Origin of the sequence: Alteromonas sp. KUL49, assembly GCF_006538345.1 — a bacterium.
Lineage (GTDB): Bacteria > Pseudomonadota > Gammaproteobacteria > Enterobacterales > Alteromonadaceae > Alteromonas.
Window position 1 is genome coordinate 1 of sequence record NZ_BJKL01000005.1, and the last position, 12780, is coordinate 12780.

The 12780-nt window shown below is 44.3% G+C and carries 12 protein-coding genes and 1 pseudogene; 8 read left to right on the forward strand and 5 right to left on the reverse strand.

The genetic code is table 11. The features are described 5' to 3' along the window. Positions 1-791: 791 nt before the first annotated feature. Positions 792-1097, reverse strand: coding sequence for a DUF3301 domain-containing protein (locus EYS00_RS09740; protein WP_130636370.1), 306 nt, complete (start codon positions 1095-1097; stop codon positions 792-794). Further along, positions 1097-2140 carry a DUF3549 family protein gene (locus EYS00_RS09745; RefSeq protein WP_130636371.1) on the reverse strand — a complete coding sequence of 348 codons (1044 nt, stop codon included), beginning with the start codon at positions 2138-2140 and terminating at the stop codon, positions 1097-1099. The genes EYS00_RS09740 and EYS00_RS09745 overlap by 1 nt, the downstream gene beginning before the upstream one ends. A gap of 91 nt (positions 2141-2231) precedes the next feature. Between EYS00_RS09745 and EYS00_RS09750 the strand changes: the two genes are divergently transcribed. From EYS00_RS09750 to EYS00_RS09760, 3 genes are read left to right on the forward strand one after another with little or no spacing between them, the layout of a single operon-like run. Next, complete coding sequence (locus EYS00_RS09750; protein WP_130636372.1) at positions 2232-2519, forward strand: YqcC family protein; 288 nt, start codon at positions 2232-2234, stop codon at positions 2517-2519. Between the two features lie 43 nt (positions 2520-2562). Beyond that, positions 2563-3294 (forward strand): tRNA pseudouridine(65) synthase TruC, encoded by a 732-nt coding sequence (gene truC, locus EYS00_RS09755; protein ID WP_130636373.1) that lies wholly within the window; start codon positions 2563-2565, stop codon positions 3292-3294. A gap of 48 nt (positions 3295-3342) precedes the next feature. Beyond that, positions 3343-3792 (forward strand): flavodoxin domain-containing protein, encoded by a 450-nt coding sequence (locus tag EYS00_RS09760; RefSeq protein ID WP_130636374.1) that lies wholly within the window; start codon positions 3343-3345, stop codon positions 3790-3792. A 53-nt stretch (positions 3793-3845) separates the two neighbouring features. On the opposite strand, the pseudogene dapD reads toward EYS00_RS09760, so the two are convergent. From dapD to map, 3 genes and pseudogenes are all read right to left on the reverse strand, one after another. Continuing rightward, a pseudogene (gene dapD, locus EYS00_RS09765) lies at positions 3846-4669 on the reverse strand (2,3,4,5-tetrahydropyridine-2,6-dicarboxylate N-succinyltransferase). Beyond that, the gene (gene glnD, locus EYS00_RS09770; RefSeq protein WP_130636375.1) at positions 4666-7317 is read right to left on the reverse strand and encodes a [protein-PII] uridylyltransferase; all 2652 of its coding nucleotides are present in this window, start codon (positions 7315-7317) and stop codon (positions 4666-4668) included. Before glnD ends, dapD begins: the two are co-directional and overlap by 4 nt. A 180-nt stretch (positions 7318-7497) precedes the next feature. Next, positions 7498-8292 (reverse strand): type I methionyl aminopeptidase, encoded by a 795-nt coding sequence (gene map, locus EYS00_RS09775; protein WP_130636376.1) that lies wholly within the window; start codon positions 8290-8292, stop codon positions 7498-7500. Between the two features lie 371 nt (positions 8293-8663). On the opposite strand from map, the gene rpsB reads away from it, so the two are divergent. The 5 genes from rpsB to uppS all read left to right on the forward strand — a co-directional run bounded on the left by rpsB (position 8664) and on the right by uppS (position 12747). Continuing rightward, positions 8664-9395 carry a 30S ribosomal protein S2 gene (gene rpsB, locus EYS00_RS09780; RefSeq protein WP_130636377.1) on the forward strand — a complete coding sequence of 244 codons (732 nt, stop codon included), beginning with the start codon at positions 8664-8666 and terminating at the stop codon, positions 9393-9395. 122 nt (positions 9396-9517) lie between these two features. Next, positions 9518-10390, forward strand: a complete 873-nt coding sequence (gene tsf / locus EYS00_RS09785; protein WP_130636378.1) for a translation elongation factor Ts — start codon at positions 9518-9520, stop codon at positions 10388-10390. A 243-nt stretch (positions 10391-10633) separates the two neighbouring features. After that, a complete protein-coding gene (gene pyrH / locus EYS00_RS09790) occupies positions 10634-11374 on the forward strand; it encodes a UMP kinase (protein ID WP_130636379.1) in 741 nt (246 codons plus the stop codon). A gap of 18 nt (positions 11375-11392) precedes the next feature. Beyond that, positions 11393-11950, forward strand: coding sequence for a ribosome recycling factor (gene frr, locus EYS00_RS09795; protein ID WP_130636380.1), 558 nt, complete (start codon positions 11393-11395; stop codon positions 11948-11950). Between the two features lie 8 nt (positions 11951-11958). Further along, positions 11959-12747 carry a polyprenyl diphosphate synthase gene (gene uppS / locus EYS00_RS09800; protein WP_181412796.1) on the forward strand — a complete coding sequence of 263 codons (789 nt, stop codon included), beginning with the start codon at positions 11959-11961 and terminating at the stop codon, positions 12745-12747. Positions 12748-12780 lie beyond the last annotated feature (33 nt).

Sequence of the window (12780 nt, forward strand, 5' to 3'; positions counted from 1 at the left end):
CCATCATACTTGTACGATATTTCTTACAAAAAGTACGATATCGCGCTTTTTTCTGCATGATTTTTTTATACTAAAGTATAAAGTTATTGATTTTTAAGGTTTTTTGTTTTAGACGAAAGTCGTAACAAATTTGAAATAAAAAACTTTGAATTCCTAGTAGCGTCGATTATTGGGCGCGATATTATAAATCCAGTCACAGGGAATACACGACGAGTCAGGACGACACGAAGGATGAACTGGACAACTCAGGATGAGCTTTCCAAACAGGAGTTTGGACATGAGGAATGTGCAAGATGCACAAACAAATGGAAGTGTGTCACATGGATGTAGTGTAAGGATACTAAGATTATCTTGCAAGGTGGCAAGATAGTGCAAGGAGCACAAACATCTAGGTATGGAAGACTGTGGCATGATGCCCTGTACAAAGGATTTATGGACGATACCGAGCGCGCTCGGCTGGACACCCTAAGGACGGGAAGACTGTTTAAGGATTAGCAGTTACATATGGAATAAAGGAAAAGGGAGTACTGACGGAGTTTAGTCAAGGACAACCTCAGGAAGAGGAATGCCGCACGGAGGATGTGTGGTTATGAAAGGATAAAAGGAAAGGGACCTACTTAAGGATAAGTGGCTCACACAGGATGATGTGAGAAAAGAAGGAAAGGGGCGTATACGGATTTTAATCGGGAAGATTTTAGTTGCAATGGAACGCAGAGAAGGAAGCTCAAAATTTTGGAAAAAGGGTGGCTTGTAAGCCACCCTTTTTTTATTTCACGCTTACTAATGTTTCACTACGAAATTTTGTATGCAGGTAATTCGGTTCGAATGATTTTGTTACCAATAAGTTCTACCTCGCCAGTATAAGCATCCTCGCCATTGCTCGAAAACTCGAAGTAGTATGTACTTCTCCAATCCATCTTGCCTGAACCAAAACTGAGTGTGCTTTTTTTCCGAGCTACGCTGATTAACTGTAAGTGCTGTTGGTCACAGTAAGTGGCCAAATAGCGTTTGGTCATCTCAGAGATACTGCGTATCCGCCAAAATTGAAATGCAACGAAGCTAATGACGAGTAATACGCAGAGATCAAATAGATTCACTAGGCACCTCTGGTGTTTGAAAATAAATGGCCAATGGCTTTTGCCAAAGTATCACTGCGTTCTGGTGTTCTAAGCATTGCCAGTACGCTATCTCGAAGTGATGGGACCTGAACAAGATCAGAAAAAAGGCCAATGAACAATTCGCCTTTGTGTCCATGATGTTCATCAGCCTCGGCCGCAGCTTCAAAGAAAAGTAGTAATATTGCGTCATTGAACTGATTGAAATGGCGAGCCGCAATAACACTTAAAACGTCCACGCGAATAGCGTGCTCAGAGTTGAGTAGTTCAACCAACGAGGTTTGAATCAATTCTGAGGCACTTGATGTGCCAAGTCCCGCAAGTGCCTCTATACAAAAATCGCCACTGATCGCTAGCGCATCGATAAAAGCAGTAATGATAACGTCTTGTTTCGGAAGACTCTCGCTTGCCCGCATGAGGGTGTTTTTGAATTCAGGCGCATACAATGAAAAGTTCTTTGCTACTCGCTGTGCCGTATTTGTATCGTCTAGACAAACAGATACATCTGCAACCGCCTGAATTGAAAGACCTCTCCAATCTGCTACTTGGGGGGCATCTATGTAAGCCATGACATGTTGCGACGATGAAGAGGGCGGCTCAACATTAAACTCCTTTTTTACAAACCCGTTGAATTGTGCCATTTGAGATTGAGTTGGCACAAAGGAATAAGGGTTGTCGGGTAACTGTTGTGCCTTCTCGGTGTCTTCTGAAATACTTTGTCCGAGGGCGTCTACAATTATCTGCAAAAAGTGATTTCGTGCCGCACTCATCACCAAGCCCTGTTCGTCTACAGGAAATTTCAGAAACCAGATATAGTGGTTTTCCGACGCATTTTTATTCCAAAAAACAATGCCAAACCATGCGTGCTTTTGACGAGGGTAGGGGGCACACACCAAACCATTTTCAATGTCTAGAAACGTTTGAGTATCAACCTTTGATAAGCCGCGGCCCATATCAAAGACACAGTACTCTGTGCCTGCGTGTAGCAGAAATTCACTGACAGAGTTAATGCTCTGGTTTTGCATAGTTGAGTTTCCCATTGACAAAAAACGCCCAAGTTTACCACGCTCTCATGTATAATCCCCATCCGAAATTTCAAGGGTAGAAGATAGAATAATGAGCAAAAATGTTGGTGCAAAGCGTATGACGGAGTCATTATTCGCTCTTACTGAAGCTTTGAAAGCGAACGACTTATGGCCCTCTAGAGAGCCCACACCTTATGAATTAGCGAGTACAGTACCGTTCTCTGTGGATCGACTTCAATTTAACGAATGGCTCGCTTTTGTATTTTGTCCAAAGTTGTTGGAGCTTATTGAACAAGACAAGGATATCCCTGCGATGGCGATTACACCCGCGTTAGACGTTTATTTACCAGACTGTCCGTATGATGTGAAAAAGGCATAGAAGCGATGGACACTCTCTCTTTGGGTAGTAATTAGGAACCGCGGTGTTAGATATTCTTTATCAAGACGAATTTATAGTTGCAGTAAACAAACCTCCTGGATTATTAGTTCATCGAAGCCCCATAGATAAGCATGAAACACAATTTGCTGTCCAAACCTTAAGAGATCAGATTGGGCAACACGTATTTCCTGCTCACAGACTTGATAGGCCTACCTCGGGCGTATTGCTTTTCAGCACGAGTGGCGCGTTGGCCGCTGAACTGGGTAAGCAGATGATGGAAAAAGCCGTGGTAAAAGAATATCACGCACTCGTTCGAGGTTTTGTTCACGGGACTGGTATTGTTGACTATGCACTTAAATATCGATACGACAAAATAGCGGACAAACACAAACGTCCACAGCAGCCGCCTCAGCCCGCCACCACTATGTATTCGGTGATGAAGCGTTTCGAAATCCCCGTACCTGTGGGTAAATATCAGTCAGCGCGATATTCTCTCGTTAAACTAAACCCATCGACGGGGCGTAAACACCAGTTGCGTAGGCACATGGTTCATCTTCGTCACCCGATCTTGGGGGATACCACTCACGGAGATGGTAAACAGAATAAATTTTTGCGAGAGCACTTTGGTTTCACCAATTTGGCCTTAACTTGTACCAAGATGGGATTTCTACACCCAGTATCCAACAACTGGGTTGAAATTAGCGCGCCTTTCCATGCAGAGATGCAAAGGCTATTGTCAGCGTTGAACGATTTTGATGTAACTGCCTCTCAATAGGCAGCTACGAAAAATAAAGAATACAGAACATATATTAGAGGTATAGCAATGGCGACATTGAAAATTATTGCGGGAACAGTTTACGGTAATGCACAACACGTAGCTGAACAAGTCGAAGAACATTTAGCAAGTAAAGGCGTTGATGTAGAGTTGGAAAGTGATCCGTCGGTAGATGATTTCACCGGTGCCGATGCAATCTTGGTCATTACCTCTACCACTGGGCAAGGTGATATTCCACCTAACTTAGAGTTTGTCTTTTCTGACTTAAAAGATGATGCCCCTTCGCTCGAAGGAAAGCCTTTCGCAGTAGCGGCACTGGGTGATAGTAGTTACGGTGAAAGTTTTTGCGGAGCTGGCAAACAGTTTCACGCGCTATTATCAGAGCTTCAGGGTAATCCAGTGGCTGACATGCTAGAAGTTGATGCTATTGAGACCCTTGAGCCAGAAAAAGATGTAGTTGAGTGGGTGGGTGGTATTAGCGACAAGCTCGTTGGTTAACCTAACATCAATAAAGTGGTAGCCGCACAGGAGTGCGCGGCTACCAAGGCTAATTACTCTGCGCCTCGAAGTAGTGCATTAATGCCTACTTTAGCACGAGTTTTTGCGTCTACCTTTTTCACAATAATAGCTGCGTATAGGCTGTATTTACCGTCTTTACTTGGTAGGTTACCTGACACTACAACAGAGCCCGCAGGTACACGTCCGTAGTGAACTTCACCTGTTTCACGGTCGTAAATGCGTGTGCTTTGACCGATATAAACACCCATTGAAATTACTGAGCCCTCTTCAACAATAACACCCTCTACGATTTCTGAGCGCGCACCGATAAAGCAGTTATCTTCAATAATAGTTGGGTTTGCTTGCAATGGCTCAAGAACGCCGCCAATGCCAACACCACCTGAAAGGTGAACGTTTTTACCGATTTGAGCACATGAGCCAACCGTCGCCCACGTGTCTACCATAGTACCCTCGTCAACGAACGCACCAATGTTTACGTAAGATGGCATTACCACAGCGTTTTTACCAACAAAGGTTCCGGTTCTTACTGCCGCAGGTGGAACAATGCGAACGCCGTCAGCCGCGAATTGCTCTGCAGTGTAGTCGGTATATTTTAGTGGAACCTTATCGTAAAAGCGGCTCTCAGCGCCATCGATAACTTCGTTATTGTGTAAACGGAAAAAAGTAACACCGCTTTTTTCAACCACTGGTGAACAACCCATTCACCAGCAATTTTTTCTGCCACACGCGCTTCGCCGCGATTCAGCATAGCAATGGCATCTGCCACTGCTTGCTTAACTTCCTGAGGCGCCGCATCAGGACTGATCTGGTCACGATTTTCAAAGGCTTCTTCAATAATGGCTTTCAATTCATTCATGGTATTGTGATATCTTCAAGTTGATCGAGTTTAAGTAAAATACGTTTTTTAAGAGCGACTTGTTGCTCTTGAGTAAGTGCATGACCTTCGTCGTTACTTACTATGAAAATGTCCTCAGCACGCTCACCAATAGTGGAGATTTTCGCCAGTTTCAAGGTGACGTGCTCATCGACAAAAGCGTGACCTATTTTGGCGAGTATCCCTGGCGCATCCAGAGCTTCAAGTTCCACCAAAGTAGCGTCATCACCTAACGTGAAAAAGCGGATCTTGATGGGCACATCAAGTTGTCGCATTTGCCGAGAAAGTTTGCGTTTATTTTCGTGTTTCCTACCCGGCTTCTCTACCTGAGTGATAATCGCTTTTTCTAACGATTTTTGACGAGACTCAGATGCTAAGCGGTTGCCATCCTGTTCCAAAATAAGCAGGCTGTCAAATACGTAACCATCGCGAGTAACAGTAATACTCGCATCGTGAATAGAGCAATTGCGGCTATCTAATACAGATGCAACTTGGGCGAACAGCGCGGGCCTATCTTTGCCGTATAACAGTATTTCTGTACCACCTTTTGCGAGCTCATCATTCGCTTTGACTAAGAGAGCATCGGTTTCATCTGTCAGCCAATCTGCCTGTGCATTGATAATTTCTTCGGTATGCCAAGCGATTTGATTAGGTTTAAATCGAACGAAGTAATCATCATCTAGACGCGCCCATAGCGTTTCCACGGCAACGGCATTGAGCTTTCTTTCGAGCAACATTTGTAACGCTTGGGCTTTGTGATCATCTGAGCGTTCTTTTATCGTTGCTCTGCACTGTAATCCATTATCTAGTGCTTTTTGTGTCATTAAGTAAAGTTCGCGAAGCAGAGAAGCTTTCCAATCGTTCCATAAGTTATCATTGGTTGCACGAATGTCAGCCAGTGTTAGCGTGTACAACAAATTTAGATGATTGTGACTTTTCACCGCACTCGCAAATTCACTGATAACTTCAGGGTCGTAAATGTCACGACGCTGTGCAACCACCGACATCAATAAGTGATTTTCAACCAGCCAGCTGATCATAGCCGCGTCGTCTTTTGCTACGCTATGGCGTTCGCAAAACGCCGCAACATCGACTGCTCCAAGAGTGGAATGATCGCCATTTCGACCTTTTGCAATATCATGAAATATAGCGGCGATGTAGATGATTTCAGGTTTATCTAAATTCTTACAAATTCTGCCGCAGCGTGGAAACTCAACATTGTCATCACTAAAATAATGGTTTACATGTTTCACCAGACGGTGGGTGTGCTCATCCACAGTGTAAGCATGGAATAAGTCAAATTGCATCAACCCGACAATTGCGTCCCACTCTGGTAGATAAGCGCTGAGAATACGGTACTGATACATCACATCCCAAGCAAAGTCGAAAAACTTGGGTTGACGGAATAACCGCATTATTTTTTCGCGACACTCTGGGCGCTCTACAAAATACTCACCTTTGTAACGTCTTCGAGCGTTTCGAAGTTGTCGAATACAGTCTGTAGTTAGTCCCTTCACTTCGGGCGTTGTCGCTATTACATGAAGGAAATCCAGTACAGACTCAGGCGTGTTAAAAACATCTTCTCTTCGCGGAGAGATTAGCGTGTCTTGCAATTCGTAATCTGCGTCTATTACCTTTGCTCGAGGCACACTGAGGTTGAGCATGTCGTGCTTGAAACGTTGCAGAAGCATTTGATTGAGTTCGTTAACTTGACCAACTACGCGGAAAAAGTCACGCATCATTTTCTCTACAGAACGCTTGCCTTCTTCTCCGTAACCCATCAGCTTAGCGACTTCAGGTTGATAATCAAATAGCAAGCGGTTTTCGCTGCGACCAGAAGTTAAATGCAGAGCGGCCCGCATGCGCCACAAATGCATACGGCAGGCGATAAGTTCGCTGTGTTCTTCTTCAGTGAAGTAACCGTGGCCGACTAAGTTCCAGCCGTCGTATTCTTTAAAATGCTTTTTTGCAACCCAACCAATTGACTGAATATCTCGAAGGCAGCCAGGATTCTCTTTAATATTTGGCTCTAGGTTGTAGGCTGTGCCATTAAACTTTAAATGGCGATTTTTCTGTTCTTCATACTTAGCACTGAAGAATGCTTTGCTTGACCATGCACTCTTGCTATTGACACTGTCCCATAGATCACTGAAAACAGTCTCGCTGCCACACAACAGGCGACTCTCAACGAGATTGGTTGCAATGGTAATATCGCCTTTTGCTTGCTTAACGGTTTCTTTGATGGTCCTGACAGACTGGCCAACATCTAATTTGATGTCCCATAAAAGCGTGATGAATTGGCTGATTTTTTCTTGAACGTCAGGTTTTAAACTGCGCTTACTGACAATCAGGAGATCGATATCAGAATGGGGTTGTAAATGACCGCGACCGTAACCGCCAACGGCGCACAAGGACAAATCGTTTACTTGGTCTAAGCCGTACAAGCGCCATAGATGACAGAGAAGGGCGTCTACGAATTGTGCACGACCGGTGACCAGTTGATTCACCGGCGTGTCAGCAAAAGCTGACGTTAGCCATTCGTAGCTGTCGGTAATACATTGTTTGATTGCAGGTAAGTCTTGCACAGAAACAATGTTTTCTACACGTTCTATAAGTGATGGGAGTGCCAAATCGACCTTCTTACTATTACATCTATTTAACCGGGACGAAAGATACCACGAATCAATAATAGGATCAGCGCATAATTGTGCGGAAAACGACGGGAATATGTGAATAAATATAAGAAAAAGTTATATTTAATTGCAGCAATGACACGCCGAAGTCAAGAGTGACGACGGCGTATATTCGGGTTAGCTGTGAGAAATCACTCTAGGAAGGTCTTCTTCTTCTCTCAGTGTGAGGACTTCTACGCCAGTTTCAGTAACCAGTAGAGTGTGCTCCCATTGCGCACTCAAGCTTCTATCTTTTGTGACTACCGTCCATTGGTCTGGTAATACTTTTGAGTAGCGCTTTCCGGCATTTACCATAGGCTCTATGGTGAAACACATGCCTGGTTCTAAAGTCTCTCCTGTTCCAGGGCGACCGTAGTGAACGATTTGCGGCTCTTCATGAAAACTTGCGCCTATACCGTGGCCGCAATATTCCCTCACTACAGAGTAGTTGTGTGCTTCAGCATGCGTCTGGCAAATGTGGCCGATGTCACCCAAGCGCATACCTGGTTTAACTTGTTTGATTGCTTTGTATAAACACTCTTGCGTAATACGGATGAGTCGCTCAGCCAAAATGCTTGGTTTACCTACCACAAGCATTTTGGATGTATCACCGTGATAGCCATCTTTGATGACAGTGACGTCTATATTGATGATGTCACCGTCTTTTAGTTTCTTATCAGACGGGATACCGTGACAAATACAGTGATTTACTGACGTACAGATAGACTTTGGAAAAGGCGGATGGCCATAATTAAGTGGAGCAGGCGTTGCTTTCTGTACGTTCACAATGTAATCGTGACAAATCGTATTTAGTTCGTCTGTGGTTACACCTTTTTTCACGTGAGGCGTGATCATTGTTAGTACTTCAGCAGCCAATTTCCCGGCTACGCGCATTTTTTCAATTTCTTCTGGAGTTTTAATTATTGCTGCCACAGGGTCTCTCAAGTTAAATCAATCTACGAATCACCCAACAAAATTACGTTCAATGTTGGACTAATTGCTTTATATGGTAGCGCTTAGTCGCATTTGTGTATAGTTAAACGCGATGCAGCCTACGTTAAATCAGACTGCCTAGCGCCCAAAAGTGATTAAAAGTTAGTTCCTAATTTGGGTATTTCTTGTGTATCTGGATTCCTTATGGTATAAAGCGCGCGCTGAAATCTGTTGTCGATAGTGATAGCGGATTTTAAGTACATTAATTTTATTTAAAACACACATATACCATGACCGCGTATCGGGGTGTTCGGCCAAGGCTGGATCGATACTAGGGGTATATGGAGGCCTAACCCCAAGAGGAAATTAAAATGGCAAATGTTTCAATGCGTGACATGCTGAAAGCCGGTGTGCATTTCGGTCACCAAACTCGTTACTGGAACCCAAAGATGAAACCTTACATCTTTGGCGCTCGCAACAAAGTTCATATCATTAACTTGGAAAAAACTGTTCCATTGTTTAATGGTGCGCTTAACTACTTATCTGGCGTAGCTTCTAAGAAAGGCAAAGTACTTTTCGTAGGCACAAAGCGTGCAGCTGGCGAAGCAGTGAAAGAAGCGGCACTTAAGTGTGACCAATTCTACGTAAACAAGCGTTGGTTGGGTGGTATGTTGACTAACTGGAAAACAGTTCGTCAATCAATCAAGCGTCTTAAAGACCTTGAGCAGCAAAGCCAAGACGGTACTTTCGAAAAGCTAACCAAAAAAGAAGCGCTAATGCTTCAGCGTGAAATGGACAAGCTTGAAAGCAGCCTTGGTGGTATCAAAGACATGGGTGGCCTTCCAGACGCTATCTTTGTTATCGATGCTGACCACGAGCACATTGCTGTTACTGAAGCACGTAACCTTGGCATCCCTGTAATTGGTGTTGTAGATACAAACTCTAACCCAGACGGTGTTGATTACATCATTCCTGGTAACGACGATGCGATCCGTGCGATCCAGTTGTATCTAAATGCTGCAGCTGATGCAATCACTCAAGGCCGCGAAAGCAACCTTGAAGTACAAGCAGAACAAGACGACTTCGTAGAAGCGGCTGAGTAATGCACTGTACTGCACTGTCATAGAGTAATCACATGGCAGTGCTACAATACACTATGTATTGAGAGGGGCGACATCGCCCCTTTTACCTACTGAATTTAAATTAAATGCTGAGGAATTGAAAAATGGCAGTGACTGCAGCACTTGTTAAAGAACTGCGCGAACGTACTGGCGCAGGCATGCTGGACTGTAAAAAGGCCCTTGTTGAAACGGATGGCGACATTGAGCTAGCCATTGAAAACATGCGTAAATCTGGTCAAGCAAAAGCGGCTAAGAAAGCCGGTCGTATCGCCGCTGAAGGTGTTATCTTAACTAAGGTATCTGACGGCCGCGCAACTATGCTTGAGCTTAACTGTGAGACAGACTTCGTTGCTCGTGACGAAGGTTTCCTAGCTTTCGGTAACAAGCTTTTAGAGCTTGCTGCTGCAAACAACATCAACGACATGGACGCGCTCAATGCTGCAGAACTTGACGGTTCAACGGTAAGTGAAGTTCGTGACGCACTTGTTGCTAAGATTGGTGAAAACATCTCTCCTCGTCGTGTAATTAACGTTGAAGGTGACAACCTAGGTGCATACGTGCACGGTGGTCGTATCGGTGTTATCTCTATCCTAACTGGTGGTGAAGCTGACCTAGCTAAAGATGTTGCTATGCACGTTGCTGCGGCTAGCCCTCAATTCGTTAAGCCTGAAAACGTTCCGGCTGAAGTTGTTGAGAAAGAGAAAGAAATCCAAATCGAAATCGCTGTACAATCTGGCAAGCCTGCTGAAATTGCAGAAAAAATGGTTGCTGGTCGTATGAAGAAGTTCACTGGCGAAGTTAGCCTTACAGGTCAGCCTTTCGTTAAAGACCCTTCAGTTAGCGTTGGTGACCTTCTTAAGAACAACGGTGCAGACGTTATCAACTTCGTTCGTTTCGAAGTTGGTGAAGGTATCGAGAAAAAATCTGAAGACTTTGCAGCTGAAGTTGCTGCACAGATGGAAGCAGCGAAGAAATAATTCTGCGTTAAGCTTTTGCAATCTGCGATAGTCAGATACACTACGGGCACCTCTTCGGAGGTGCTTTTTTATGTGTTTGCTCATCTATTGAACAGTTTGAGTTAGGCACTGAGACAATGGTAGGTTGCTAAATCTACTAACTTATTGATAGTAAGTGAATTGTCCTATGTTTTCTTGGTGATTTACCGTTATGGAAGAAAATAGAATATATAGGACAAACGCGTTTACGAGGAAAAAGCAAAAATGAGTATCACACCAAAATCAGCATATCGTCGCATTCTCTTAAAGCTTAGTGGTGAAGCCCTCATGGGTGAAGAAGGCTTTGGTATCGATCCAAAAGTACTAGATCGTATGGCGCAAGAAATCAAAGAACTTGTTGAGTTAGGTGTTCAAGTCGGTTTAGTTATCGGCGGTGGTAACCTTTTTCGCGGTGAAGGGTTAGCAAAAGCTGGTATGAACCGTGTTGTAGGTGACCATATGGGTATGCTTGCCACTGTGATGAACGGCCTAGCGATGCGTGATGCGCTGCACAGAGCTTTTGTTAACGCACGTTTGATGTCTGCTTTTCCATTAAACGGTGTATGTGACAACTACAATTGGGCAGAGGCGATCAGTTTGCTTAAGTCTGGTCGTGTGGTCATCTTCTCAGCCGGTACCGGTAATCCCTTCTTTACAACGGATTCAGCAGCGTGTCTGCGCGGTATAGAGATTGAAGCGGATGCGGTATTAAAAGGTACAAAAGTAGATGGTGTATTCAGTGATGACCCAGCTAAAAATCCTGAAGCAACACTGTACAGCCAACTTTCATATCAAGAAGTCCTCGAAAAAGAATTAAAAGTGATGGATTTGTCAGCGTTTACGCTGGCTCGTGACCACAGTCTGCCAATCCGCGTGTTCAACATGAACAAGCCTGGTTGTTTAAAGCGCGTAGTCATGGGTGAGCCAGAGGGCACACTTATCGATCATGTTGAAAAAATTAGTTAAGACAATAGGAAACACATTGTGATTGATGAAATTGAATTAGATGCGCGCGAGCGTATGGAAAAAAGCATCAGTGCACTTAAAAGCCAGCTAAGTAAAATTCGCACCGGCCGTGCTCACCCCAGCCTTCTCGACGGTATTATGGTGCCTTATTACGGCGTAGATACACCACTTAAACAAGTCGCTAACGTAGTTGCTGAAGACAGTCGTACGTTGGCACTGACAGTGTTTGATAAGAGTGCTATCCAAGCGGTTGAAAAAGCGATAATGCAGTCAGATCTCGGCCTTAACCCTATGAGCGCCGGTGGTTCTATACGCATTCCGTTACCACCGTTAACAGAAGAGCGTCGTAAAGATTTGATCCGCGTTGTTCGCAACGAAGCTGAGGGTGGCCGTGTAGCTATTCGTAACATTCGTCGCGATGCAAACAGCGATGTAAAAGAGCTCCTGAAAGAAAAAGAAATCAGCGAAGATGAAAGTCGTGCTACTGAAGAAAATATTCAGTCGTTAACAAACGAGTTCATCAAGCAAGTAGATGGTATGCTTGCTGACAAAGAAAAAGAACTGATGGAAGTGTAAGCAGTATTATGATTGGGAAGCGGTCTCGCGTCACAAAACAACCGGAACAAATGACTGAAAGCCCTGTATCTAATGTAGGGCCTCAGCATGTTGCCATTATTATGGATGGCAATGGTCGTTGGGCGCAAAAGAAAGGGAAAATTCGTACATTTGGGCACAAAGCTGGCGTTGACTCAGTCAAAGCTGTGGTGAGGTTCGCGCGCAAGACGGGAATTAAATCTCTTACGCTTTTTGCCTTTTCTAGTGAAAACTGGAAGCGCCCTGAAGAAGAAGTCAGTGTGTTGATGGAGTTGTTTAACTTTGTATTGAACAACGAAGTCAAACGCTTGAATAAAAATGGTGTACGTTTGAAAGTCATCGGCGACGTTAGCGCCTTCGATGACAAGCTTGTTGAGAAGATCCACAAAGCTGAGACCCTGACCGCTGACAATCACGACTTAGTGTTAAATATTGCGGCAAACTACGGTGGCCGTTGGGACATTGTTAACGCCACTAAACAAATTGCGAATGACGTTCAAAACGGGAAGCTGGATGCTGAAAGCGTCACTGAAGATACATTCAACAATTATGTGTCTACAGCGGAGTTGCCAGAACTCGATTTGTTAATTCGCACTGGCGGTGAGCACCGTATCAGTAATTTCTTACTGTGGCAGTGTGCTTACGCTGAATTGTATTTTACCGATGTACTATGGCCTGATTTTAATGAAGATGTTTTTCAGTTGGCTGTAGATGATTTCAATGTTCGCCAACGCCGATTTGGGCTAACAGGTGAACAAGTGCTGACGCCTAATACTTAGTTATGTGTAGCAGCACCAGGCTTGACCTGACAA